The organism is Streptomyces sp. NPDC026673, assembly GCF_040638135.1.
In the GTDB taxonomy this organism is placed as follows: Bacteria; Actinomycetota; Actinomycetes; order Streptomycetales; family Streptomycetaceae; genus Actinacidiphila.
In genome coordinates this window covers 48,883-70,471 of sequence record NZ_JBEZXR010000028.1, presented here as the reverse complement: position 1 = coordinate 70,471, position 21,589 = coordinate 48,883, and the positions used below count along the sequence as shown (strand labels likewise).

Sequence of the window (21,589 nt, the reverse complement as noted above, 5' to 3'; positions counted from 1 at the left end):
GTGTTTCCGGGGCGGGGCGGGGGGCGGGGTGCTCTAGACCGGCGTGCGCAGCTCGGGACGCCAGATCCAGGGCGCGGCGTCGGTCCCGTACCCCACGACGGCGGGCCGCGCCCCGGGACGGGTGTGCAGGGCCGGGAAGCCGTATCCGGGCGGGCCCGGGCGCAGCACCCCCGCCGGGTGCGCGAGGCCGGCGAGACGGACGGTGCCGTCGGCCGTCCGGCCGGCGAGCAGTCCCCGGGACTGCGCGAGAGGGCCGTAACCGGCGAAGAGCCGCGGCCGGGACGGGCCCAGCGCGGCCCGGACGACGCCGAGCCGGTGGACGAGGAGTTCGTCGCTCGCCGGGAGCCGGTAGACCAGCGACAGCGAACCGTCGGCCTCGGCGGTGGCGACCGGGGGGTCGGCGGGCACCGGCAGCCCGGTCAGCGCGCGGCAGCCGAACGGCAGGCCCGGCGCGTCCTGCGACCAGTGGTGTACGGCCGTCCGCCCGGCGGCGAACACATGCACCCGTCCCTCGCGGTCCACGACCGCGCTGAGCCCGTCCTGCACCTCGCCGCCGCCCAGGTCCTGCCAGCCGATCCAGCGGCCGTCCGGCTCCCTCACGCGGCCGCTGAGGCCCTTGGCGGCGTTGCGCACGAACAGATGGACCCGCCCGTCGTGGGCGGTCACCGCGACCGGGACGCCGATCCTGCGGCCCCGGTCCGGGTCGTCCTCGGGGGAGCCCAGCCCGGTCCAGGGGCGGCCGTCCTCCAGCATGACGATCTCCCGGGTGTTCGCCGCACGGTCGCCCTCCAGGGAGGCGAACCGCAGGGCGAACAGCAGCGGCCCGCCGCCGGCCGGGTCGGTGACGGCGCTCAGCGCGGGGGCCAGCGGGCCGCCGCCCAGGTCCTGCGGTGCGCTCCAGCGCCCGCTGCCGGGTGCGGTCTCCCGCCAGCGCACCGCGCGCGTGCCGAGGACGCCGTGGGCGACCAGCCGCCCCCCGGCGTCGGTGCCCGGCACGGGCCGGGCCCCGGGGTAGCGGTAGTGGGTGCTCCGCACCCAGCCCTTGCGGTTGGTCAGGGGCCTGCCCATGCCGACCGAGTAGTCGCCGCATCCGGCGGGGTTGCCGCACGGCCAGTCGGGGGCGCCGCCGTACGGGGCGAGGTATCCGGCCTTCCGCCGCAGCAGGGCGGGCGGCAGGTTGTACGGCCAGTGGTGGTTGTAGTAGCCGCGGTAGGCCGTCGCCAGGAAGGCGGGCGCGCGCCCCTCGCGGCGTGCCGCGGTGTCCGCGTAGCGGGTGATCGCCCTCCAGGTGAAGAGCGCGGTCGCGGTGTGGTCCCAGTGGTCGCTGTAGCCGAGCTGCTCGGTGTCCCGTCGCCAAGTGGCCTGGTTGGCCTCCATGTCGGGGTCGGGGTCGAGGGTGTGGACGATGGTCGGCCGATAGCGTTCCAGCAGGCCCGCCAGTACGTCGACCAGGACTTCGCGGGTGTACGTCTCCGTGGTGCCGTCGGGTGAGCCGGCGGAGGTGAAGGTCCGCAGCGTCATCCCGGGCAGTTGCCACAGCTGCGGCAGGCCGACGGTGTTGGTGGAGCCGTGCATGGACAGGTTGAGGAAGACCAGCACCGCCTCGCGTCCGTGCACGCGCAGGGTGTCGACCTCGGCGGTCATGCCGTGGGCCAGCCGCGTGGTGCCGCGCCGCCACGGGGTGAAGATGTCGGTGCCCAGCATCGCCGCGTACGCCTGGCGCAGTCCCTGGTGGCGGGCGGCGGAGTAGGCCGCCTTGTCCGGGGCCGGACGCGGCCGCCCCGGGGGGCGGTTGACGCCGTGCGCCTCGCCCGCGGTGACGTATACCGACACGACGGGCACGCCGGCCTCGACGGCCTGCACGGTGTCCGGGTTCATGAAGTACAGCTCGTCGTCGGGGTGCGCCAGCACCTGCAGCAGCCGCGCCCCGCCCGCGGTCGCGCGGAACGCCAGGGGAGCGGGGACGGTGCCGGCGGCGGTACCCGGGTGCCGGGAGCAGCCGCCCACGGCGACGGCCCCGGCGGTGGCGGCGAGCGCGGCGAGGAGGCTCCGGCGCGTGGCAGCGATCTTCACGTCACGCTAGAGGGCCGTCGCGCCCGGGAGGTTGCCATGCCGCGGTGCGCCGTGCGCCACCCGGGCGACGCGCGGCCGCCGCCGGGCTCACGCCTCCGTTCCCAGGCCATTCGGGGGCGCACGCGCGCTCGCCCGATTGGCGCACTGCGCGAGCAGGGCCCGGCAACCGGGTGTTACGACTTGTCACGTTCGGTGCACACCCGTACGAGTCCCCCCGAGGAGCCCGCCATGCGCCTGTCCCAGCGCCGGGCAGTGGTCGTAGCCGCCGTCCTGACGGCCGTCCTGCCCGCCCTCGGCGGGGCCGCGGCGGCGCCGGAACCGCCCGGGGCGCCGCTGCGGATGGCGGCTCAGGGCGGCATCACGGGGCAGTACGTGGTGATGCTGCGCCAGGGGACGGATCCGGGCTCGGTGCTGCGCACCGTGGCGGCGCAGCCGATGTTCACGTACACCAGCGCCCTGGTCGGCTTCGCCGCGCGGCTGACCGACGGGCAGGTCTCCCGGCTGCGCGCGGAGCCGGGGGTGGAGGCCGTGGAGCAGGACGCGGTCGTGGCGGCGCCGAAGCCCGCGACGCAGGTCGCCGCGGCCGTCCCGGAGGTGTCGTGGGGGCTGACCCGGATCGGGAACCGCGCCCGGGGCAGCGGCGCCTTCGCGGTGCGGGCGACGGGCGCCAAGGTCACCTCGTACGTCATCGACACCGGCATCGAGTTCGGGCACGCGGAGTTCGGCGGTCGCGCGGTGCCGGGCTTCGACGCGGTGGGCGACGGCCGGGGCGGTGCCGACTGCAACGGCCACGGGACGCATGTCGCCGGGACGGTGGGCGGCGCCACGACCGGGGTGGCCCGGGCGACGAAGCTGGTCTCGGTGCGGGTGCTGGGCTGCGACGGCCGCGGCTCGGTGGCCACGGTGGTCGCCGGGATGAACTGGGTGGCCGCCCACGCGGTGAAGCCCGCGGTCGCCAACCTGTCGACCGGCGGCGCGCGAAGCGAGGCCGCGGACCGCGCCGTGGAGGGCCTGGCGGCCGCGGGCGTCTTCCCCGCCGTGGCGGCCGGCAACTCCGACGAGGACGCATGCGGGGTCTCCCCTGCCGGGGCACCCGGCGCGTTCACGGTCGCCGCCGTCGACGAGTCCGACCGCAAGGCGTCCTTCAGTAACTGGGGCGGCTGTGTGGACATCAGCGCCCCGGGCACGGGGATCACCTCCGCGGCCATGGGCGGCGGCCTGGTCCGCATGAGCGGCACCTCGATGGCCGCGCCCCACGTGACGGGGGTGGCCGCGCTCTACAAGGACACGTACGGGGACGTCCCGACGGCCGTCCTCGCCTCCTGGCTCTCGGCCAACGCCACTCCCGGAGTCCCCTCCGACGCCCCGGCCGGCACGCCGCGGCTGCTGGTGTACACCTCCGGACTGTGACCCGGGTTTGGGGGAGCGGGGGCGGGGGGTAAGGTACTGCGCCCCGATTGGCGTCCGGCGCGTCCGGTATGGCAGACTAGCCGGGTTGCTCGGTCGAGTGCCGATGCTGCGCGCCTCCCGTCGGGAGGACCGGAAGCGAGTCCCACAGTACTCGTCGTCATCTCCGCCCCAGGCGGAGTGGCGGACGTACGGGAATCTTCCGGGAAGCGTCAGCGGGGTGCTTGCCAGGCACTCGGTGGGTGTCTTCTCCCACGTATCCCCTCCCTGAGGGTCTCCGCCATGCGGTGATTTAAGGGAAGGGAAGCGACACGCCCGACCGCGTGGGTCGGAGAAGACGGTCGAACCACCGAGTTCCAGAGCGTTGACTAGCAGACAGGACTACGAAGTAGCCATGGCGGGACAGAAGATCCGCATCCGGCTCAAGGCCTACGACCACGAGGTCATCGACTCCTCGGCGAAGAAGATCGTCGAGACGGTGACGCGTACTGGTGCGCAGGTCGCGGGCCCGGTGCCGCTGCCCACTGAGAAGAACGTGTACTGCGTCATCAAGTCGCCGCACAAGTACAAGGACTCGCGCGAGCACTTCGAGATGCGCACGCACAAGCGCCTGATCGACATCCTCGACCCGACGCCCAAGACCGTTGACTCGTTGATGCGCCTGGACCTTCCGGCCGGCGTCGACATCGAGATCAAGCTCTGAGAGGCGCGGAACAGATGGCTAAGCAGATCAAGGGCATCCTGGGCGAGAAGCTCGGCATGACCCAGGTCTGGGACGAGAACAACCGTGTCGTCCCGGTGACCGTGGTCAAGGCCGGTCCGAACGTCGTGACCCAGGTCCGTACGAACGACGTCGACGGTTACGAGTCGGTCCAGATCGCCTTCGGCGAGATCGACCCGCGCAAGGTGAACAAGCCCCTCAAGGGCCACTTCGCCAAGGCCGACGTGACCCCCCGCCGCCACCTGGTGGAGCTCCGCACCGCGGACGCCGCCGAGTACACCCTCGGCCAGGAGATCACCGCCGAGGTGTTCGAGGCCGGCGTGAAGGTGGACGTCACCGGCAAGAGCAAGGGCAAGGGCTTCGCCGGTGTCATGAAGCGTCACAACTTCAAGGGCCTCGGCGCCGGTCACGGCACCCAGCGCAAGCACCGCTCTCCCGGCTCCATCGGTGGCTGCGCCACCCCGGGCCGTGTGTTCAAGGGTCTGCGCATGGCGGGCCGCATGGGCAACGAGCGGGTCACCACCCAGAACCTGACCGTCCACGCTGTTGACGCGGAGAAGGGCCTGCTGCTCATCAAGGGCGCGGTTCCCGGCCCGAACGGCGGCCTCGTCCTGGTCCGCACCGCGGCCAAGGGGGCCTGAGGATATGAGCACCATTGACATTCTGTCGCCCGCCGGCGACAAGACCGGGACCGTTGAGCTCCCGGGCGAGATCTTCGACGCGAAGGTCAGCATCCCGCTGATCCACCAGGTCGTCGTGGCGCAGCTGGCCGCCGCCCGTCAGGGCACGCACAAGGTCAAGACGCGTGGCGAGGTCCGCGGTGGTGGCAAGAAGCCGTACCGCCAGAAGGGCACCGGCCGCGCCCGTCAGGGTTCGACCCGCGCCCCGCAGTTCGCCGGTGGTGGCGTCGTGCACGGTCCCGTGCCGCGTGACTACTCGCAGCGGACCCCGAAGAAGATGAAGGCCGCCGCCCTGCGCGGTGCCCTCACCGATCGGGCGCGTCACAACCGCATCCACGTCGTGACCGGCGTCGTCGAGGGCGAGGCCCCGTCGACGAAGGCCGCGAAGACGCTGCTGGGCAAGATCAGCGACCGCAAGAACGTGCTGCTCGTCGCCGACCGCGCCGAAGAGGTCGCGTGGCTCTCCGCCCGCAACCTGCCCCAGGTCCACATCCTGGAGGCCGGCCAGCTGAACACGTACGACGTGCTCGTCTCCGACGACGTGGTCTTCACCAAGGCCGCCTTCGACCGCTTCACCGGTAACGGCGCCGCCGAGACCGAAGGGAGCGACGCCTGATGGCCGAGCAGACCGCGATCACCAGCAAGACCTTCACGGACCACCGTGACATCCTGGTCAAGCCGGTGGTCTCCGAGAAGAGCTACGCGCTGCTGGACGAGAACAAGTACACGTTCGTCGTCGACCCGCGTGCCAACAAGACCCAGATCAAGCAGGCCGTCGAGGCGGTCTTCTCGGTCAAGGTCACCGGGGTCAACACGATCAACCGTCAGGGTAAGCGCAAGCGCACCAAGACCGGTTTCGGCAAGCGCAAGGACACCAAGCGCGCCATCGTGACCCTCGCTGAGGGCGACCGCATCGACATCTTCGGCGGCCCGGTCTCCTAACGGAGGCCGGAACGTTCAGAAGTCCGGAATCTTCCGAGGACTGAGAAATGGGTATCCGCAAGTACAAGCCGACGACCCCGGGCCGTCGTGGCTCCAGCGTCGCCGACTTCGTCGAGATCACGCGGTCCACGCCGGAGAAGTCGCTGGTCCGCCCCCTGCACAGCAAGGGCGGCCGTAACAACACCGGTCGTGTGACCGTTCGCCACCAGGGTGGTGGCCACAAGCGCGCCTACCGCGTGATCGACTTCCGTCGTCACGACAAGGACGGCGTGCCGGCCAAGGTCGCGCACATCGAGTACGACCCCAACCGCACCGCGCGCATCGCGCTGCTCCACTACGCGGACGGCGAGAAGCGCTACATCCTGGCCCCGGCCAAGCTGAACCAGGGTGACCGGATCGAGAACGGCCCCGGCGCGGACATCAAGCCCGGCAACAACCTGCCGCTGCGCTACATCCCCGTCGGTACCACCGTCCACGCCATCGAGCTGCGTCCCGGCGGCGGCGCGAAGATCTCCCGCTCCGCGGGCTCTTCCGTCCAGCTGCTGGCGAAGGAGGGCTCCATGGCCACCCTTCGCATGCCGTCCGGTGAAGTCCGGATGGTCGACGTCCGCTGCCGCGCCACCATCGGCGAGGTCGGCAACGCCGAGCAGTCGAACATCAACTGGGGCAAGGCCGGCCGTATGCGCTGGAAGGGCGTCCGCCCGACCGTCCGCGGTGTGGCCATGAACCCCGTCGACCACCCGCACGGTGGTGGTGAGGGCAAGACCTCCGGTGGTCGCCACCCGGTCAGCCCGTGGGGTCAGAAGGAGGGTCGTACTCGCTCGCCGAAGAAGGCCAGCAGCAAGTACATCGTCCGCCGCCGCAAGACGAACAAGAAGCGCTAGGAGCGGGTTTAGATGCCGCGCAGTCTCAAGAAGGGGCCCTTCGTCGACGACCACCTGATCAAGAAGGTGGACGTTCAGAACGAGGCCGGTACCCACAACGTCATCAAGACCTGGTCCCGCCGCTCGATGATCATCCCGGCGATGCTGGGCCACACGATCGCGGTGCACGACGGCCGTAAGCACGTCCCGGTGTTTGTCACCGAGTCGATGGTCGGCCACAAGCTCGGCGAGTTCGCGCCGACCCGCACCTTCCGCGGCCATGAGAAGGACGACCGCAAGTCGCGTCGTCGCTGATCTGCGGAGAGCGAAGACCATGACAGACACCGAAGGGACAACCATGGAAGCCAGGGCCCAGGCGCGGTACATCCGCGTCACGCCCATGAAGGCCCGCCGCGTGGTGGACCTCATCCGTGGCATGAGCGCCACGGAGGCTCAGGCGGTCCTGCGTTTCGCCCCGCAGGCCGCGAGCGTGCCGGTGGGCAAGGTGCTCGACAGCGCCATTGCCAACGCCGCGCACAACTACGACCACACCGACGCCGAGTCGCTGTACATCAGCGAGGCGTACGTCGACGAGGGCCCGACCCTGAAGCGGTTCCGTCCGCGTGCCCAGGGCCGTGCCTACCGGATCCGCAAGCGGACCAGCCACATCACCGTGGTCGTCAGCAGCAAGGAAGGAACCCGGTAATGGGCCAGAAGGTTAACCCGCACGGGTTCCGGCTCGGCATCACCACGGACTTCAAGTCCCGGTGGTACGCCGACAAGCTGTACAAGGACTACGTCAAGGAAGACGTCGCCATCCGCCGGATGATGACGCAGGGCATGGAGCGGGCCGGCATCTCCAAGGTGGAGATCGAGCGCACCCGCGACCGCGTCCGCGTCGACATCCACACCGCCCGGCCGGGCATCGTCATCGGCCGTCGCGGCGCGGAGGCCGACCGCATCCGCGGTGACCTGGAGAAGCTGACCGGCAAGCAGGTCCAGCTGAACATTCTCGAGGTCAAGAACCCGGAGACGGACGCTCAGCTGGTGGCCCAGGCCGTCGCCGAGCAGCTGTCCTCCCGCGTCTCCTTCCGTCGTGCCATGCGCAAGTCGATGCAGAGCACGATGAAGGCCGGCGCCAAGGGCATCAAGATCCAGTGTGGTGGCCGTCTCGGCGGCGCCGAGATGTCCCGCTCGGAGTTCTACCGCGAGGGTCGCGTTCCGCTGCACACGCTGCGCGCCAACGTCGACTACGGCTTCTTCGAGGCCCGTACGACCTTCGGCCGCATCGGCGTGAAGGTGTGGATCTACAAGGGCGACGTCAAGAACATCGCCGAGGTCCGCGCCGAGAACGCCGCCGCCCGCGCCGGCAACCGCCCGGCCCGTGGTGGTGGCAACGACCGTCCGCAGCGCCGCGGTGGCGAGCGCGGCGGCCGTGGCCGTCGTCCCCAGGGTGACGCCCAGGCCCCCAAGGCCGAGGCGACCACCGCTGAGGCTCCGGCCGCGGAGACCACCGGAACGGAGGCCTGACCCCCATGCTGATCCCCCGTCGGGTCAAGCACCGTAAGCAGCACCACCCGAAGCGTGATGGCATGGCCAAGGGTGGCACCGAGCTGGCGTTCGGTGAGTACGGCATCCAGGCCGTCACCCCCGCGTACGTGACGAACCGGCAGATCGAGTCCGCTCGTATCGCCATCACCCGTCACATCCGTCGTGGCGGCAAGGTCTGGATCAACATCTACCCGGACCGCCCGCTCACGAAGAAGCCGGCCGAAACCCGCATGGGTTCCGGTAAGGGTTCCCCGGAGTGGTGGGTCGCGAACGTCAAGCCCGGTCGGGTGATGTTCGAGCTGTCCTTCCCGAACGAGAAGGTTGCGCGTGAGGCGCTCACCCGAGCCGCCCACAAGCTTCCGATGAAGTGCCGGATCGTCCGGCGCGAGGCAGGTGAGCTGTAATGGCGGCCGGTACCAAGGCGACCGAGCTGCGTCAGCTGGGCGACGAGGAGCTCGTCGGCAAGCTGCGTGAGGCCAAGGAGGAGCTGTTCAACCTCCGCTTCCAGGCGGCCACCGGACAGCTCGAGAACAACTCCCGGCTGAAGGTTGTCCGCAAGGACATCGCCCGGATCTACACCCTCATGCGTGAGCGTGAGCTCGGCATCGAGACGGTGGAGAACGCCTGATGAGCGAGAAGAATGTGACTGAGAGCAGCGAGCAGCGCGGTGACCGCAAGACCCGTGAGGGTCTCGTGGTCAGCGACAAGATGGACAAGACCGTTGTGGTCGCCGTCGAGGACCGTGTGAAGCACGCCCTGTACGGCAAGGTCATCCGCCGTACCAACAAGCTCAAGGCGCACGACGAGCAGAACGCCGCGGGCGTCGGCGACCGCGTCCTCCTCATGGAGACCCGGCCGCTGTCCGCGACCAAGCGCTGGCGCGTCGTCGAGATCCTCGAGAAGGCCAAGTAAGACCGCCCGGCCGGCCGGGCCGCGCGACCAGTGCGCGCGGCCCGGCCCCGGCCGGCACGTAATTCCTGCGGGGGGCTCCCCGCAGGACGGTTCCGCCAGGCTCTCCGGGCTCGCCCCGGAGGGAACCGGCAGACGATCAGGAGATAGACGTGATCCAGCAGGAGTCGCGACTGCGTGTCGCCGACAACACTGGTGCGAAGGAGATCCTTTGCATCCGTGTGCTCGGTGGCTCCGGTCGCCGCTACGCGGGAATCGGTGACGTCATCGTCGCCACCGTCAAGGACGCGATCCCCGGTGGCAACGTGAAGAAGGGCGACGTCGTCAAGGCGGTCGTCGTGCGCACCGTCAAGGAGCGCCGCCGTCCCGACGGTTCGTACATCCGCTTCGACGAGAACGCGGCCGTCATCCTCAAGAACGACGGTGACCCCCGCGGCACCCGTATCTTCGGCCCCGTGGGCCGGGAGCTGCGCGAGAAGAAGTTCATGAAGATCATCTCGCTCGCGCCGGAGGTGCTGTAACCGATGAAGATCAAGAAGGGCGACCTGGTCCAGGTCATCACCGGTAAGGACAAGGGCAAGCAGGGCAAGGTCATCGCGGCCTACCCGGCTGAGGACCGCGTCCTGGTCGAGGGTGTCAACCGGGTCAAGAAGCACACGAAGGCCGGCCAGACCGCTCGCGGCTCGAAGACCGGCGGCATCATCACGACCGAGGCTCCCGTCCACGTCTCCAACGTCCAGCTGGTCGTGGAGAAGGACGGCAAGAAGGTCGTGACCCGCGTCGGCTTCCGCTTCGACGACGAGGGCAACAAGATCCGCGTTGCCAAGCGGACCGGTGAGGACATCTGATGACTGCCACCGACACGACGCACGTGCAGCCGCGTCTGAAGACGCGCTACCGCGAGGAGATCGCGGGCAAGCTGCGTGACGAGTTCCAGTACGAGAACGTCATGCAGATCCCGGGTCTCACCAAGATCGTGGTCAACATGGGTGTGGGCGACGCCGCCCGCGACTCCAAGCTGATCGAGGGCGCCATCCGCGACCTCACCACGATCACCGGCCAGAAGCCGGCCGTCACCAAGGCCCGGAAGTCCATCGCGCAGTTCAAGCTGCGCGAGGGTCAGCCGATCGGCGCCCACGTCACCCTCCGCGGTGACCGCATGTGGGAGTTCCTGGACCGTCTGCTGTCGCTCGCGCTCCCGCGCATCCGCGACTTCCGCGGTCTGTCGCCGAAGCAGTTCGACGGCCGTGGCAACTACACCTTCGGTCTCACGGAGCAGGTCATGTTCCACGAGATCGACCAGGACAAGATCGACCGCACCCGGGGTATGGACATCACCGTGGTGACCACGGCGACCAACGACGCTGAGGGCCGTGCGCTCCTCCGTCACCTCGGCTTCCCGTTCAAGGAGGCGTGAGCCGTGGCGAAGAAGGCTCTTATCGCGAAGGCCGCCCGCAAGCCCAAGTTCGGCGTGCGTGGCTACACGCGCTGCCAGCGCTGCGGCCGTCCGCACTCCGTGTACCGCAAGTTCGGCCTGTGCCGTGTGTGCCTTCGCGAGATGGCGCACCGCGGCGAGCTGCCGGGCGTGACCAAGAGCTCCTGGTAATCACCAGGGCTCTCGGTAAGCAGATGAGTGGCGGGAGCCCAGCCCTGCATACCGTAAGGTAGAAGGGTTGGGCGCCCGCCGCCCATGACCGTCTTACTACGCCGTAGGTCCCCGCGCCGCACCCGTCCTCAGTCTTATGGGGGAGAGGGATGGCGCATATAGGAAACCCCGGCGAGAGAGGCCTAAGGCCATCACATGACCATGACTGACCCGATCGCAGACATGCTGACGCGTCTGCGGAACGCGAACTCCGCGTACCACGACGAGGTCACCATGCCGTTCAGCAAGATCAAGTCGCACATCGCGGAGATCCTCCAGCAGGAGGGTTACATCCAGGGCTGGAAGGTCGAGGACGCCGAGGTCGGCAAGAACCTCACCATCGACCTGAAGTTCGGGCCGAACCGCGAGCGCTCGATCGCCGGCATCAAGCGCATCAGCAAGCCCGGTCTGCGGGTCTACGCAAAGTCCACCAACCTGCCGAAGGTGCTCGGCGGCCTGGGCGTGGCGATCATCTCCACCTCCCACGGGCTCCTCACCGACAAGCAGGCAAACAAGAAGGGCGTGGGTGGGGAAGTCCTCGCCTACGTCTGGTAGTCGGGAAACGGAGGTATAGCCATGTCGCGAATTGGACGGCTGCCCATCCCGGTTCCCGCCGGCGTGGACGTCACCATCGATGGCCGGACGGTCTCGGTGAAGGGCCCCAAGGGTTCCCTGACCCACACCGTTGCCGCGCCGATCGACATCGTCAAGAGCGAGGACGGCACCCTTCAGGTGTCGCGTCCGAACGACGAGCGTCAGAACAAGGCCCTGCACGGCCTGTCCCGCACGCTGGTGGCGAACATGATCACCGGCGTGACCGCGGGCTACGTGAAGAAGCTCGAGATCAGCGGTGTCGGCTACCGCGTCCAGGCGAAGGGCTCCAACCTGGAGTTCGCCCTGGGCTACAGCCACCCGATCCTTGTCGAGGCCCCCGAGGGCATCTCCTTCAAGGTCGAGTCCCCCACCAAGTTCTCGGTCGAGGGCATCGACAAGCAGAAGGTCGGCGAGGTCGCCGCGAACATCCGCAAGCTGCGGAAGCCCGACCCGTACAAGGCCAAGGGCGTCAAGTACGAGGGCGAAGTCATCCGCCGCAAGGTCGGAAAGGCGGGTAAGTAAGCCATGGCATACGGTGTGAAGATCGCCAAGGGCAACGCCTACAAGGGCGCGGCCAAGAAGCGTCGCCACATCCGCGTTCGCAAGCGGATCTCGGGCACCGAGGCGCGTCCGCGCCTGGTCGTGACCCGTTCCAACCGGGGTATCACGGCGCAGGTCATCGACGACATCGCGGGCCACACGCTGGCCTCGGCGTCGCACCTGGACACCTCCATCCGGGGTGGCGAGGGCGACAAGACCGAGCAGGCGAAGAAGGTCGGCCAGCTGGTTGCCGAGCGTGCCAAGGCCGCCGGCGTCGAGACCGTCGTGTTCGACCGTGGTGGCAACCGGTACGCCGGGCGCATCGCCGCCCTGGCCGACGCCGCCCGCGAAGCCGGGCTCGGTTTCTGAGCCGGTTCCGTAGCTAGCGGAAACAGAGAGAGGTAATCCAATGGCTGGACCCCAGCGCCGCGGTGGCGGTGCCGGTGGCGGCGAGCGGCGGGACCGGAAGGGCCGTGACGGCGGCGCAGCTGCCGCCGAGAAGACCGCGTACGTTGAGCGCGTTGTCGCGATCAACCGCGTCGCCAAGGTTGTGAAGGGTGGTCGTCGCTTCAGCTTCACCGCGCTGGTCGTGGTGGGCGACGGTGACGGCACCGTGGGTGTCGGTTACGGCAAGGCCAAGGAGGTGCCGGCCGCCATCGCCAAGGGCGTTGAGGAGGCCAAGAAGCACTTCTTCAAGGTCCCCCGTATCCAGGGCACCATCCCGCACCCCATCCAGGGCGAGAAGGCCGCGGGCGTCGTCCTGCTCAAGCCTGCTTCCCCCGGTACGGGTGTGATCGCCGGTGGTCCGGTGCGCGCCGTTCTGGAGTGCGCCGGCATTCACGACGTGCTGTCGAAGTCGCTCGGCTCCGACAACGCGATCAACATCGTGCACGCCACGGTGGAGGCGCTGAGGGGCCTGCAGCGTCCCGAGGAGATCGCCGCCCGTCGTGGTCTGCCGCTCGAGGACGTGGCCCCGGCTGCTCTGCTCCGGGCGCGTGCAGGGGTGGGTGCGTAATGGCTCGCCTCAAGGTCACGCAGGTCAAGTCCTACATCGGCAGCAAGCAGAACCACCGTGACACCCTGCGTTCGCTCGGCCTGAAGCGGCTGAACGACGTCGTGGTCAAGGAGGACCGCCCGGAGATCCGCGGCATGGTCCACACCGTCCGCCACCTCGTCACGGTCGAGGAGGTCGACTGACATGGGAGAGCAGTCTCCGCTGAAGGTCCACAACCTCCGTCCGGCCCCGGGCGCCAAGACCGCCAAGACCCGTGTCGGTCGTGGTGAGGCCTCCAAGGGCAAGACGGCCGGTCGTGGCACCAAGGGCACCAAGGCCCGCTACCAGGTTCCGCAGCGCTTCGAGGGTGGGCAGATGCCCCTCCACATGCGTCTGCCGAAGCTCAAGGGCTTCAAGAACCCGTTCCGCACCGAGTTCCAGGTCGTGAACCTGGACAAGCTGGCCGCGCTCTACCCCGAGGGTGGCGAGGTCACGGTGGCCGACCTGGTCGCCAAGGGCGCGGTGCGCAAGAACCAGCTCGTCAAGGTGCTCGGCACCGGCGAGGTCTCCGTGGCGCTGCAGGTGACCGTTGACGCGGTCTCCGGCTCCGCCAAGGAGAAGATCACCGCCGCGGGCGGCTCGGTCAACGAGCTCGTCTGAGAGTGATGTCCCACCCGGCCGGGGATGTTCCGCACTTTCGTGCGGGGCATCCCCGGTTGGTCATTCCGGGGATGGATGCTCGCCGGTAAGGTGGGCCGGGCTAGTCTTGCGAAGCCTGTGTGCTGACGCGGGTCCGGCAACCCCATACGTTTTGCAGTCCCACCATTCGTAGCTTTCAACACCGTCACCTCCCGCCGAAGAGGCGGGGGGCGCAGGAGGCACCGTGCTCACCGCGTTCGCCCGGGCGTTCAGGACGCCCGACCTGCGCAAGAAGCTGCTGTTCACGCTGGGCATCATGGTGCTGTTCCGGCTGGGAGCACACATCCCGGTCCCCGGGGTCGACTACCAGGTGGTCAACTCCTGCATCAAGGCGGTCGGGGGGAACCAGGGCCTGTTCGGTCTGGTGAACCTCTTCAGCGGCGGCGCGCTTCTGCAGCTCACGATCTTCGCGCTCGGCATCATGCCGTACATCACCGCGAGCATCATCCTGCAGCTGCTGACCGTGGTCATCCCCCGCCTGGAAGCCCTCAAGAAGGAGGGCCAGGCCGGCCAGACGAAGATCACGCAGTACACGCGCTACCTCACCGTGGCGCTCGCGGTCCTGCAGGGCACCGGCCTGGTGGCCACCGCCCGCTCCGGCAGCCTCTTCCAGCAGTGTCCCGACCGGTTCAACATCGTTCCGGACCAGTCGATCTTCACGACGATCACGATGGTCATCACGATGACCGCGGGCACCGCGCTGATCATGTGGCTGGGTGAGCTGATCACCGACCGCGGCATCGGCAACGGCATGTCGATCCTGATGTTCCTGTCGATCGCGGCCGGCTTCCCCGGCGCCCTGTGGGCGATCAAGAAGTCCGGCAACATCGGCGGCGGCTGGGTCGAGTTCGGGGCCGTGATCCTCGTGGGTCTGGCGATGGTCGCCCTGGTCGTCTTCGTCGAGCAGGCACAGCGCCGCATCCCCGTGCAGTACGCGAAGCGCATGATCGGCCGTCGTTCCTACGGCGGCACGTCCACCTACATCCCGCTGAAGGTGAACCAGGCGGGTGTGATTCCCGTCATCTTCGCGTCATCGCTCCTGTACATCCCGTCACTGGTCGTCCAGTTCAGTGGATCCACGTCTACCTGGGCAAACTGGGTCAGGGACAACCTGGTCAAGGGCGACCACCCGATCTACATCACCGCGTATTTCCTGCTGATTGTCTTCTTTGCCTTCTTCTACGTGGCCATCTCCTTCAACCCCGAAGAAGTCGCGGACAACATGAAGAAGTATGGTGGGTTCATCCCGGGCATCCGGGCTGGTCGTCCCACCGCGGAGTACCTCAGCTACGTGCTCAACCGCATCACGTGGCCGGGCGCGATGTACCTGGGTCTGATCGCCCTGGTGCCCACCGTGGCGCTGGTGCTGTTCAACGCGAACCAGAACTTCCCGTTCGGCGGGACGAGCATCCTGATCATCGTGGGTGTCGGCCTGGAGACCGTGAAGCAGATCGAGAGCCAGCTTCAGCAGCGTAACTACGAAGGGTTCCTCCGCTGATGCGCATCGTCCTCGTCGGGCCTCCCGGGGCCGGCAAGGGTACGCAGGCCGCGTACCTTGCCAGGAACTTGTCGATCCCGCACATCTCCACGGGCGACCTCTTCCGGGCGAACATCAGCCAGGGCACGGAGCTGGGCCTCAAGGCCCGGGAGTACACCGATGCCGGACGGCTGGTCCCCGACGAGATCACCATCGGCATGGCCAAGGACCGCATGCTGCAGCCGGACGCCGGGAACGGCTTCCTGCTCGACGGCTTCCCGCGGAACGTGGGCCAGGCCCAGGCGCTCGACAAGATCCTCGCCGAGACCGGGATAGCGCTGGACGCCGTCCTGGACCTGGAGGTCCCCGAGGAAGAGGTCGTCAAGCGGATCGCCGGTCGCCGGCTGTGCCGCAAGGACGGCGGCCATGTCTTCCACGTGGCCTACAGGCCTCCGGCGGTCGAGGGCGTGTGCGACGAGTGCGGTGGTGAGCTGTACCAGCGGTCGGACGACACCGAGGAAAAGGTGCGAGTCCGGCTGGAGGAGTACCACAGCAAGACCGAGCCGATCATCGACTACTACAAGCAGCAGGGCCTGGTGCGCACCATCTCGGCCCTGGGCAAGGTCGCCGAGGTGACCAAGCGGGCGATGGACGCGCTGCACGACAAGAAGGACACGGGCGACAGCGCCGCCTGAACGCACGTGTGACCGTTACGGCCGCGGTGTCCCCGAGGACGCCGCGGCCGTACCGTTGAGGTAATCCGGTGGACGAAGGAAGGCGAGAGCCGATGGTGGAGATCAAGAACCCCGAGCAGATCGCGAAGATGCGCGCGGCGGGTCTGGTCGTCGCCGCCATCCACGAGGCCACCCGCGAGGCGGCCGTCCCCGGGGCCACCACCAAGGATCTCGACGACGTCGCCCGCAAGGTCCTGGCCGACCACGGGGCCAAGTCGAACTTCCTGGGCTACGGCGGCTTCCCCGCCACGATCTGCACCTCCGTGAACGACGTCGTCGTCCACGGCATCCCGGACACCGCGACCGTCCTGAAGGACGGCGACGTCATCTCCATCGACTGCGGGGCGATCGTCGACGGCTGGCACGGCGACGCCGCCTACACCGCCTTCGTGGGCGGCGGTCACGCTCCGGAGCTGATCGAGCTCAGCCGGGTCACCGAGGAGTCCATGTGGGCCGGCATCGCCGCCTTCCGCAAGGGCGACCGGCTGGTGGACATCTCCCGTGCCATCGAGACCTACATCCGCCGGCAGCCCAAGCCCGGCGGCGGCAAGTACGGGATCATCGAGGAGTACGGCGGTCACGGCATCGGCTCGCAGATGCACATGGACCCCCACCTGCTGAACTACGTCTCGCGCAAGCGCGGCAAGGGTCCCCGGCTGGTGCCGGGCCTCTGCCTCGCGATCGAGCCGATGGTCAGCCTGGGCACCCCGCTCACCCATGTCCTCGAGGACGAGTGGACGGTCAAGACCGACGACGGCACCTGGTCCTCCCACTGGGAGCACTCCGTCGCGCTGACCGAGGAGGGACCGCTGGTCCTGACCGCCCTCGACGGCGGCAAGGCCAAGCTGGCGGAGTACGGGATCACGGCCGCGCCGGACCCGCTCGCCTGAGCGCCCCCCTCGGGGCCGCTTAACGATCATCTTTCGGGGGCATACACCCCGGATTCGTCTTTCAGGAACGGCTGACGTAGACTGTCACGTCGGCTCGCGTATGCCTTCAGGCATGCCAAAAGCCGATCAAGGTAGCCGATCCCGAAAGCAGGACATGGCCAAGAAGCAAGGCGCCATCGAAATCGAGGGCACCGTGATCGAGTCTCTGCCGAACGCTATGTTCAAGGTGGAGCTGCAGAACGGTCACAAGGTCCTCGCGCACATCAGCGGCAAGATGCGCATGCACTACATCCGCATCCTCCCCGATGACCGGGTCGTTGTGGAGTTGTCTCCCTACGACCTCACGCGCGGACGGATCGTCTACCGCTACAAGTAGATCTCACGACCCGGAGAACCTGACATCCCATGAAGGTCAAGCCGAGCGTCAAGAAGATCTGCGACAAGTGCAAGGTGATCCGCCGTCACGGCCGGGTCATGGTCATCTGCGACAACCTGCGCCACAAGCAGCGCCAGGGCTGACGCACGCCGACCTGCACCTCGCAGTTCTTCTCGCGACGCGAGCAACTCACGTACATACGCAGCGCCCGTCGGGCCGGATCCGTCCGGCTGACGACACCTCCGGCGGGGGCCGGGGACCTGGTCCGTACCTCGTACGGCGGCCAGGAGCGGCGTTGCGGAAGACCCCCAACACCAACAGGAGCCATTGAATGGCACGCGTTTCAGGTGTTGACATCCCGCGCGAAAAGCGCGTGGAAGTCGCCCTCACCTACGTCTTCGGCATCGGCCGCACCCTGGCCAAGGAGACCCTCGCCGCCACCGGCGTGAACCCGAACACCCGCGTTCGCGACCTGGACGAAGAGGACCTCGTCAAGATCCGCGAGTACGTGGACGCCAACATCAAGACCGAGGGTGACCTCCGTCGCGAGATCCAGGCGGACATCCGCCGCAAGGTCGAGATCGGCTGCTACCAGGGCCTGCGCCACCGCCGCGGCCTGCCGGTCCACGGTCAGCGGACCCACACCAACGCCCGCACCCGCAAGGGCCCGCGTCGCGCCATCGCCGGCAAGAAGAAGCCGGGCAAGAAGTAGTCCTCAGCGGACGCTCGTCAGCGGTCTTCGCTGTAGGACCGACCACCTCCACCGGGAGTAACCACATATGCCTCCGAAGGGCCGTCAGGCCGGCGCCAAGAAGGTGCGCCGCAAGGAGAAGAAGAACGTCGCTCATGGGCACGCCCACATCAAGAGCACGTTCAACAACACCATCGTTTCGATCACGGACCCGTCCGGCAACGTGATCTCCTGGGCCTCTGCCGGCCACGTCGGCTTCAAGGGCTCGCGCAAGTCGACCCCGTTCGCCGCGCAGATGGCCGCCGAGTCGGCCGCCCGCCGCGCGCAGGAGCACGGCATGCGCAAGGTCGATGTGTTCGTCAAGGGCCCCGGCTCCGGCCGTGAGACCGCGATCCGCTCCCTCCAGGCCACCGGCCTCGAGGTCGGCTCGATCCAGGACGTCACTCCGACCCCGCACAACGGATGCCGCCCGCCGAAGCGCCGGCGCGTCTGATCAGCAATCCGCTGAGCAGGTAGGAGACAAACAGGAATGGCGCGTTACACCGGGGCCGACTGCAAGCGTTGCCGTCGGGAGAAGCAGAAGCTCTTCCTCAAGGGGAGCAAGTGCGAGAGCGCGAAGTGCCCGATCGAGATCCGTCCTTACCCCCCGGGTGAGCACGGACGCGGGCGCACCAAGGACAGCGAGTACCTGTTGCAGATGCGCGAGAAGCAGAAGTGCGCGCGCATCTACGGTGTCCTTGAGAAGCAGTTCCGCGGGTACTACGAGGAGGCGAACCGCAGGACCGGCAAGACCGGTGAGAACCTGCTCCGCATCCTCGAGTCCCGGCTGGACAACGTGGTCTACCGGGCGGGCTTCGCCAAGTCGCGTGATCATGCGCGGCAGCTGGTCCGTCACGGCCACTTCCTCGTGAACGGCGTCAAGATCGACATCCCGTCGGCCCGTGTCGTCGCGAACGACATCGTCGAGGTCCGCCAGTCCTCCCGTAACCTGACGCCGTTCGCGGTGGCCCAGGGGGAGGCCGGCGAGAGGACCGTCCCGGCCTGGCTGGAGGCGATCCCCTCGCGTCTGCGGATCCTCGTGCACAACCTGCCCGAGCGCCCGGTGATCGACACCCAGGTGCAGGAGCAGCTGATCGTCGAGCTCTACTCGAAGTAGCAGGGCTCACGGTCCCGGGCGGTGCGGCGCTTCTGGCGCCGCACCGCCCGTACCCTTGAAGCCTCGGCATCAAATAGTGGGTGCCGAAGACTGGAGGCATTACCTCATGCTGATCGCTCAGCGCCCTTCGTTGACCGAAGAGGTCGTCGACGAGTTCCGTTCCCGGTTCGTGATCGAGCCGCTGGAGCCGGGCTTCGGCTACACCCTCGGCAACTCGCTCCGCCGCACTCTCCTCTCGTCGATCCCCGGTGCCGCTGTCACCAGCGTCCGGATCGACGGCGTCCTGCACGAGTTCACCACCGTGCCGGGTGTCAAGGAGGACGTCACCGACCTCATCCTCAACATCAAGTCCCTGGTCGTCTCCTCGGAGCACGACGAGCCGGTCGTGATGTACCTGCGCAAGCAGGGCCCGGGTGTGGTCACCGCCGCCGACATCGCGCCCCCGGCCGGTGTCGAGGTGCACAACCCCGACCTCGTCCTGGCCACCCTGAACGGCAAGGGCAAGCTGGAGATGGAGCTGACCGTCGAGCGCGGTCGCGGCTACGTCTCCGCCGTCCAGAACAAGCAGCAGGGCCAGGAGATCGGCCGCATCCCGGTCGACTCCATCTACAGCCCGGTGCTCAAGGTCAGCTACAAGGTCGAGGCGACCCGTGTCGAGCAGCGCACCGACTTCGACAAGCTGATCGTCGACGTCGAGACCAAGCCCGCGATGCGTCCCCGTGACGCCGTGGCCTCGGCCGGCAAGACCCTCGTCGAGCTGTTCGGTCTCGCCCGCGAGCTGAACGTCGACGCCGAGGGCATCGACATGGGCCCGTCCCCGACGGACGCCGCCCTCGCGGCGGACCTCGCGCTCCCGATCGAGGAGCTCGAGCTCACCGTCCGCTCCTACAACTGCCTCAAGCGCGAGGGCATCCACTCCGTGGGTGAGCTCGTCGCGCGCTCCGAGGCCGACCTGCTCGACATCCGCAACTTCGGTGCGAAGTCGATCGACGAGGTCAAGGCGAAGCTGGCCGGCATGGGCCTGGCCCTGAAGGACAGCCCGCCCGGATTCGACCCGACCTCCGCCGCCGACACCTTCGGTGCGGACGACGACGCCGACGCCGGCTTCGTCGAGACCGAGCAGTACTGATCCGACTGCCTCCAGGCGTCCGCCTGGAGGGTCCTGACACCGGTACCTGACACGGCCGGTGCAGATCTGAGGAGAAACACCATGCCGAAGCCCGCCAAGGGTGCCCGTCTGGGCGGCAGCGCCGCGCACGAGCGTCTGCTTCTCGCGAACCTCGCGAAGTCGCTGTTCGAGCACGGTCGCATCACCACCACCGAGGCCAAGGCGCGCCGTCTGCGTCCGGTCGCGGAGCGCCTGATCACCAAGGCGAAGAAGGGCGACATCCACAACCGTCGCCTGGTGCTGCAGACGATCACGGACAAGGGCGTCGTCCACACGCTCTTCACCGAGATCGCCCCGCGGTACGAGAACCGCCCGGGTGGTTACACCCGCATCACCAAGATCGGTAACCGTCGCGGCGACAACGCGCCGATGGCGGTCATCGAGCTGGTGGAGGCGCTGACCGTGGCCCAGCAGGCCACGGGCGAGGCGGAGGCCGCGACCAAGCGCGCGGTCAAGGAGGCCGAGGCCAAGACCGAGGCTCCGGCCGAGGTCGAGGACAAGGCCGAGGCCACCGAGGCTCCGGCCGAGGAGTCCAAGGACGCCTGACGTCCTGACCGGACGGGCCCGCACCCAGATCGCTGGGGGCGGGCCCGTCCGCGTGTTTGAGAGGATCTGCGGGTGAGCGTGAGCGATGAGGTGGAGCCCGGTCTCGTCCGGGTACGGCTGGACCTGGCCTATGACGGGGCGGAGTTCTCGGGCTGGGCGAAGCAGCGCAGCAGGCGGACCGTGCAGGGGGAGCTGGAGTCGGCCCTGCAGACCGTGCTGCGGCTGCCCGATCCGGTCGAACTGACCGTCGCCGGGCGCACGGACGCGGGTGTGCACGCCCGCGGGCAGGTGGCCCATGTGGACCTGCCGGAGGACGTGTGGGCCCGGGAGGGCGACAAGCTGCTCCGCCGGCTGGCCGGGCGGCTGCCCTGGGACGTACGGGTGTGGAAGGTGTCGCAGGCCCCGGCGGGCTTCAACGCGCGCTTCTCCGCGATCTGGCGCCGCTACGCCTACCGGGTCGGCGACCACCAGGGCGGGGTGGATCCGCTGCTGCGGGGGCACGTGCTGTGGCACGACCGGCCGGTGGACGTCGACCTCATGAACACGGCGGCGGACAAGCTCCTCGGGGAGCACGACTTCGCGGCCTACTGCAAGAAGCGGGAGGGGGCGACGACGATCCGCACCCTCCTGGAGCTGCGCTGGGAGCGGGACGCCTCCGGGCTCGCCGTGGCGACGGTGCGGGCGGACGCCTTCTGCCACAACATGGTGCGCGCCCTGGTCGGGGCGATGCTGCTGGTCGGCGACGGCCACCGGGCGGTCGGCTTCCCCGGGGAGGTCCTCGCGGGACGGGTGCGGCACTCGGCGGTCAACGTGGTGCGGCCGCACGGGCTGACCCTGGAGGAGGTCGGCTACCCGGCGGACGAGTTGCTGGCGGCGCGCAGCCGTGAGGCCCGCAACATGCGGAGCCTGCCGCTGCCGCGGGCCTGAGGCCCG

General features: G+C 68.7%; 34 protein-coding genes. 33 read left to right on the top strand and 1 reads right to left on the bottom strand.

Going from position 1 to position 21,589, the window contains the following annotated elements; all coding sequences use genetic code 11:
* Positions 1-33: 33 nt before the first annotated feature.
* Entirely contained in the window at positions 34-2,073 is a 2,040-nt protein-coding gene (locus AB0F62_RS20565; RefSeq protein ID WP_361800659.1) for a PIG-L family deacetylase, read from the bottom strand.
* 228 nt (positions 2,074-2,301) lie between these two features.
* Here AB0F62_RS20565 and AB0F62_RS20560 point away from each other — a divergent pair, with 228 nt between their 5' ends.
* The 33 genes from AB0F62_RS20560 (at position 2,302) to truA (ending at position 21,583) form a co-directional block, all read left to right on the top strand.
* Positions 2,302-3,483, top strand: a complete 1,182-nt coding sequence (locus tag AB0F62_RS20560; RefSeq protein WP_361800656.1) for a S8 family peptidase — start codon at positions 2,302-2,304, stop codon at positions 3,481-3,483.
* A gap of 391 nt (positions 3,484-3,874) precedes the next feature.
* Positions 3,875-4,183: a 30S ribosomal protein S10 gene (rpsJ, locus tag AB0F62_RS20555; protein WP_014144312.1), complete on the top strand. Its 309-nt coding sequence runs from the start codon at positions 3,875-3,877 to the stop codon at positions 4,181-4,183.
* A gap of 14 nt (positions 4,184-4,197) precedes the next feature.
* A complete protein-coding gene (rplC, locus tag AB0F62_RS20550; protein WP_018558869.1) occupies positions 4,198-4,842 on the top strand; it encodes a 50S ribosomal protein L3 in 645 nt (214 codons plus the stop codon).
* A gap of 4 nt (positions 4,843-4,846) precedes the next feature.
* Complete coding sequence (gene rplD / locus AB0F62_RS20545; protein WP_326572869.1) at positions 4,847-5,497, top strand: 50S ribosomal protein L4; 651 nt, start codon at positions 4,847-4,849, stop codon at positions 5,495-5,497.
* Positions 5,497-5,823, top strand: coding sequence for a 50S ribosomal protein L23 (rplW, locus tag AB0F62_RS20540; RefSeq protein WP_018558871.1), 327 nt, complete (start codon positions 5,497-5,499; stop codon positions 5,821-5,823). Before rplD ends, rplW begins: the two co-directional genes overlap by 1 nt.
* A 47-nt stretch (positions 5,824-5,870) precedes the next feature.
* Complete coding sequence (gene rplB / locus AB0F62_RS20535; RefSeq protein ID WP_361800650.1) at positions 5,871-6,707, top strand: 50S ribosomal protein L2; 837 nt, start codon at positions 5,871-5,873, stop codon at positions 6,705-6,707.
* A gap of 12 nt (positions 6,708-6,719) precedes the next feature.
* Complete coding sequence (gene rpsS, locus AB0F62_RS20530; RefSeq protein ID WP_018558873.1) at positions 6,720-7,001, top strand: 30S ribosomal protein S19; 282 nt, start codon at positions 6,720-6,722, stop codon at positions 6,999-7,001.
* 43 nt (positions 7,002-7,044) lie between these two features.
* Entirely contained in the window at positions 7,045-7,392 is a 348-nt protein-coding gene (gene rplV / locus AB0F62_RS20525) for a 50S ribosomal protein L22 (protein WP_361800744.1), read from the top strand.
* The gene (rpsC, locus tag AB0F62_RS20520) at positions 7,392-8,216 is read left to right on the top strand and encodes a 30S ribosomal protein S3 (RefSeq protein ID WP_361800646.1); all 825 of its coding nucleotides are present in this window, start codon (positions 7,392-7,394) and stop codon (positions 8,214-8,216) included. Before rplV ends, rpsC begins: the two co-directional genes overlap by 1 nt.
* Positions 8,217-8,221: 5 nt before the next feature.
* Positions 8,222-8,641: a 50S ribosomal protein L16 gene (gene rplP / locus AB0F62_RS20515; protein ID WP_018558876.1), complete on the top strand. Its 420-nt coding sequence runs from the start codon at positions 8,222-8,224 to the stop codon at positions 8,639-8,641.
* Positions 8,641-8,865: a 50S ribosomal protein L29 gene (gene rpmC, locus AB0F62_RS20510; protein ID WP_319139014.1), complete on the top strand. Its 225-nt coding sequence runs from the start codon at positions 8,641-8,643 to the stop codon at positions 8,863-8,865. Before rplP ends, rpmC begins: the two co-directional genes overlap by 1 nt.
* Positions 8,865-9,149 carry a 30S ribosomal protein S17 gene (rpsQ, locus tag AB0F62_RS20505; RefSeq protein ID WP_319658487.1) on the top strand — a complete coding sequence of 95 codons (285 nt, stop codon included), beginning with the start codon at positions 8,865-8,867 and terminating at the stop codon, positions 9,147-9,149. The genes rpmC and rpsQ overlap by 1 nt, the downstream gene beginning before the upstream one ends.
* 149 nt (positions 9,150-9,298) lie before the next feature.
* Entirely contained in the window at positions 9,299-9,667 is a 369-nt protein-coding gene (gene rplN, locus AB0F62_RS20500) for a 50S ribosomal protein L14 (RefSeq protein ID WP_055718836.1), read from the top strand.
* Between the two features lie 3 nt (positions 9,668-9,670).
* Positions 9,671-9,994, top strand: coding sequence for a 50S ribosomal protein L24 (gene rplX / locus AB0F62_RS20495; protein ID WP_361800640.1), 324 nt, complete (start codon positions 9,671-9,673; stop codon positions 9,992-9,994).
* Positions 9,994-10,563, top strand: a complete 570-nt coding sequence (gene rplE, locus AB0F62_RS20490) for a 50S ribosomal protein L5 (RefSeq protein ID WP_361800637.1) — start codon at positions 9,994-9,996, stop codon at positions 10,561-10,563. The genes rplX and rplE overlap by 1 nt, the downstream gene beginning before the upstream one ends.
* 3 nt (positions 10,564-10,566) lie before the next feature.
* Positions 10,567-10,752: a type Z 30S ribosomal protein S14 gene (locus tag AB0F62_RS20485; RefSeq protein WP_003948630.1), complete on the top strand. Its 186-nt coding sequence runs from the start codon at positions 10,567-10,569 to the stop codon at positions 10,750-10,752.
* Between the two features lie 195 nt (positions 10,753-10,947).
* Positions 10,948-11,346: a 30S ribosomal protein S8 gene (gene rpsH, locus AB0F62_RS20480; RefSeq protein ID WP_018558881.1), complete on the top strand. Its 399-nt coding sequence runs from the start codon at positions 10,948-10,950 to the stop codon at positions 11,344-11,346.
* A gap of 21 nt (positions 11,347-11,367) precedes the next feature.
* Positions 11,368-11,907, top strand: coding sequence for a 50S ribosomal protein L6 (rplF, locus tag AB0F62_RS20475; RefSeq protein WP_319139016.1), 540 nt, complete (start codon positions 11,368-11,370; stop codon positions 11,905-11,907).
* Positions 11,908-11,910: 3 nt separating this feature from the next.
* The gene (rplR, locus tag AB0F62_RS20470; RefSeq protein ID WP_361800633.1) at positions 11,911-12,294 is read left to right on the top strand and encodes a 50S ribosomal protein L18; all 384 of its coding nucleotides are present in this window, start codon (positions 11,911-11,913) and stop codon (positions 12,292-12,294) included.
* A gap of 40 nt (positions 12,295-12,334) precedes the next feature.
* Entirely contained in the window at positions 12,335-12,940 is a 606-nt protein-coding gene (gene rpsE / locus AB0F62_RS20465) for a 30S ribosomal protein S5 (RefSeq protein WP_319158054.1), read from the top strand.
* Positions 12,940-13,122: a 50S ribosomal protein L30 gene (rpmD, locus tag AB0F62_RS20460; RefSeq protein WP_018558884.1), complete on the top strand. Its 183-nt coding sequence runs from the start codon at positions 12,940-12,942 to the stop codon at positions 13,120-13,122. Before rpsE ends, rpmD begins: the two co-directional genes overlap by 1 nt.
* A gap of 1 nt (position 13,123) precedes the next feature.
* Positions 13,124-13,579, top strand: a complete 456-nt coding sequence (rplO, locus tag AB0F62_RS20455) for a 50S ribosomal protein L15 (protein ID WP_361800628.1) — start codon at positions 13,124-13,126, stop codon at positions 13,577-13,579.
* A gap of 223 nt (positions 13,580-13,802) precedes the next feature.
* The gene (gene secY, locus AB0F62_RS20450; protein WP_361800625.1) at positions 13,803-15,116 is read left to right on the top strand and encodes a preprotein translocase subunit SecY; all 1,314 of its coding nucleotides are present in this window, start codon (positions 13,803-13,805) and stop codon (positions 15,114-15,116) included.
* Entirely contained in the window at positions 15,116-15,790 is a 675-nt protein-coding gene (locus tag AB0F62_RS20445) for an adenylate kinase (RefSeq protein WP_361800622.1), read from the top strand. Before secY ends, AB0F62_RS20445 begins: the two co-directional genes overlap by 1 nt.
* 92 nt (positions 15,791-15,882) lie before the next feature.
* On the top strand, positions 15,883-16,719 hold the full coding sequence (gene map / locus AB0F62_RS20440) for a type I methionyl aminopeptidase (RefSeq protein ID WP_361800619.1): 837 nt from the start codon (positions 15,883-15,885) through the stop codon (positions 16,717-16,719).
* Between the two features lie 154 nt (positions 16,720-16,873).
* A complete protein-coding gene (infA, locus tag AB0F62_RS20435) occupies positions 16,874-17,095 on the top strand; it encodes a translation initiation factor IF-1 (protein WP_003956442.1) in 222 nt (73 codons plus the stop codon).
* A gap of 29 nt (positions 17,096-17,124) precedes the next feature.
* Positions 17,125-17,238 carry a 50S ribosomal protein L36 gene (gene rpmJ / locus AB0F62_RS20430; RefSeq protein WP_003956441.1) on the top strand — a complete coding sequence of 38 codons (114 nt, stop codon included), beginning with the start codon at positions 17,125-17,127 and terminating at the stop codon, positions 17,236-17,238.
* Between the two features lie 188 nt (positions 17,239-17,426).
* Entirely contained in the window at positions 17,427-17,807 is a 381-nt protein-coding gene (gene rpsM, locus AB0F62_RS20425) for a 30S ribosomal protein S13 (RefSeq protein WP_361800616.1), read from the top strand.
* Between the two features lie 67 nt (positions 17,808-17,874).
* Positions 17,875-18,279 (top strand): 30S ribosomal protein S11, encoded by a 405-nt coding sequence (gene rpsK / locus AB0F62_RS20420; RefSeq protein WP_018558890.1) that lies wholly within the window; start codon positions 17,875-17,877, stop codon positions 18,277-18,279.
* Between the two features lie 36 nt (positions 18,280-18,315).
* Positions 18,316-18,942, top strand: a complete 627-nt coding sequence (gene rpsD, locus AB0F62_RS20415; protein ID WP_361800613.1) for a 30S ribosomal protein S4 — start codon at positions 18,316-18,318, stop codon at positions 18,940-18,942.
* A 106-nt stretch (positions 18,943-19,048) separates the two neighbouring features.
* Positions 19,049-20,071 (top strand): DNA-directed RNA polymerase subunit alpha, encoded by a 1,023-nt coding sequence (locus tag AB0F62_RS20410; protein WP_361800610.1) that lies wholly within the window; start codon positions 19,049-19,051, stop codon positions 20,069-20,071.
* 81 nt (positions 20,072-20,152) lie between these two features.
* Positions 20,153-20,656, top strand: coding sequence for a 50S ribosomal protein L17 (rplQ, locus tag AB0F62_RS20405; RefSeq protein WP_361800607.1), 504 nt, complete (start codon positions 20,153-20,155; stop codon positions 20,654-20,656).
* 78 nt (positions 20,657-20,734) lie between these two features.
* Positions 20,735-21,583 carry a tRNA pseudouridine(38-40) synthase TruA gene (gene truA, locus AB0F62_RS20400; protein ID WP_361800741.1) on the top strand — a complete coding sequence of 283 codons (849 nt, stop codon included), beginning with the start codon at positions 20,735-20,737 and terminating at the stop codon, positions 21,581-21,583.
* The last annotated feature ends 6 nt before the right edge of the window (positions 21,584-21,589 follow it).

Coding starts and splice junctions, on each gene's coding strand:
- rplC (WP_018558869.1), top strand. CDS start 4,198: ATGGCTAAGCAGATCAAGGGCATCCTGGGCGAGAAGCTCGGCATGACC.
- rplQ (WP_361800607.1), top strand. CDS start 20,153: ATGCCGAAGCCCGCCAAGGGTGCCCGTCTGGGCGGCAGCGCCGCGCAC.
- rplO (WP_361800628.1), top strand. CDS start 13,124: ATGGGAGAGCAGTCTCCGCTGAAGGTCCACAACCTCCGTCCGGCCCCG.
- AB0F62_RS20445 (WP_361800622.1), top strand. CDS start 15,116: ATGCGCATCGTCCTCGTCGGGCCTCCCGGGGCCGGCAAGGGTACGCAG.
- rpsS (WP_018558873.1), top strand. CDS start 6,720: ATGCCGCGCAGTCTCAAGAAGGGGCCCTTCGTCGACGACCACCTGATC.
- rpsH (WP_018558881.1), top strand. CDS start 10,948: ATGACCATGACTGACCCGATCGCAGACATGCTGACGCGTCTGCGGAAC.
- AB0F62_RS20410 (WP_361800610.1), top strand. CDS start 19,049: ATGCTGATCGCTCAGCGCCCTTCGTTGACCGAAGAGGTCGTCGACGAG.
- rpmC (WP_319139014.1), top strand. CDS start 8,641: ATGGCGGCCGGTACCAAGGCGACCGAGCTGCGTCAGCTGGGCGACGAG.
- rpsK (WP_018558890.1), top strand. CDS start 17,875: ATGCCTCCGAAGGGCCGTCAGGCCGGCGCCAAGAAGGTGCGCCGCAAG.
- rpsD (WP_361800613.1), top strand. CDS start 18,316: ATGGCGCGTTACACCGGGGCCGACTGCAAGCGTTGCCGTCGGGAGAAG.
- rpsE (WP_319158054.1), top strand. CDS start 12,335: ATGGCTGGACCCCAGCGCCGCGGTGGCGGTGCCGGTGGCGGCGAGCGG.
- rplX (WP_361800640.1), top strand. CDS start 9,671: ATGAAGATCAAGAAGGGCGACCTGGTCCAGGTCATCACCGGTAAGGAC.
- infA (WP_003956442.1), top strand. CDS start 16,874: ATGGCCAAGAAGCAAGGCGCCATCGAAATCGAGGGCACCGTGATCGAG.
- rplV (WP_361800744.1), top strand. CDS start 7,045: ATGGAAGCCAGGGCCCAGGCGCGGTACATCCGCGTCACGCCCATGAAG.
- rplW (WP_018558871.1), top strand. CDS start 5,497: ATGGCCGAGCAGACCGCGATCACCAGCAAGACCTTCACGGACCACCGT.
- rplF (WP_319139016.1), top strand. CDS start 11,368: ATGTCGCGAATTGGACGGCTGCCCATCCCGGTTCCCGCCGGCGTGGAC.
- rpsQ (WP_319658487.1), top strand. CDS start 8,865: ATGAGCGAGAAGAATGTGACTGAGAGCAGCGAGCAGCGCGGTGACCGC.
- rpmJ (WP_003956441.1), top strand. CDS start 17,125: ATGAAGGTCAAGCCGAGCGTCAAGAAGATCTGCGACAAGTGCAAGGTG.
- rpsC (WP_361800646.1), top strand. CDS start 7,392: ATGGGCCAGAAGGTTAACCCGCACGGGTTCCGGCTCGGCATCACCACG.
- AB0F62_RS20560 (WP_361800656.1), top strand. CDS start 2,302: ATGCGCCTGTCCCAGCGCCGGGCAGTGGTCGTAGCCGCCGTCCTGACG.
- rplP (WP_018558876.1), top strand. CDS start 8,222: ATGCTGATCCCCCGTCGGGTCAAGCACCGTAAGCAGCACCACCCGAAG.
- rplE (WP_361800637.1), top strand. CDS start 9,994: ATGACTGCCACCGACACGACGCACGTGCAGCCGCGTCTGAAGACGCGC.
- rpsJ (WP_014144312.1), top strand. CDS start 3,875: ATGGCGGGACAGAAGATCCGCATCCGGCTCAAGGCCTACGACCACGAG.
- rpsM (WP_361800616.1), top strand. CDS start 17,427: ATGGCACGCGTTTCAGGTGTTGACATCCCGCGCGAAAAGCGCGTGGAA.
- map (WP_361800619.1), top strand. CDS start 15,883: ATGGTGGAGATCAAGAACCCCGAGCAGATCGCGAAGATGCGCGCGGCG.
- rplD (WP_326572869.1), top strand. CDS start 4,847: ATGAGCACCATTGACATTCTGTCGCCCGCCGGCGACAAGACCGGGACC.
- rpmD (WP_018558884.1), top strand. CDS start 12,940: ATGGCTCGCCTCAAGGTCACGCAGGTCAAGTCCTACATCGGCAGCAAG.
- rplR (WP_361800633.1), top strand. CDS start 11,911: ATGGCATACGGTGTGAAGATCGCCAAGGGCAACGCCTACAAGGGCGCG.
- rplB (WP_361800650.1), top strand. CDS start 5,871: ATGGGTATCCGCAAGTACAAGCCGACGACCCCGGGCCGTCGTGGCTCC.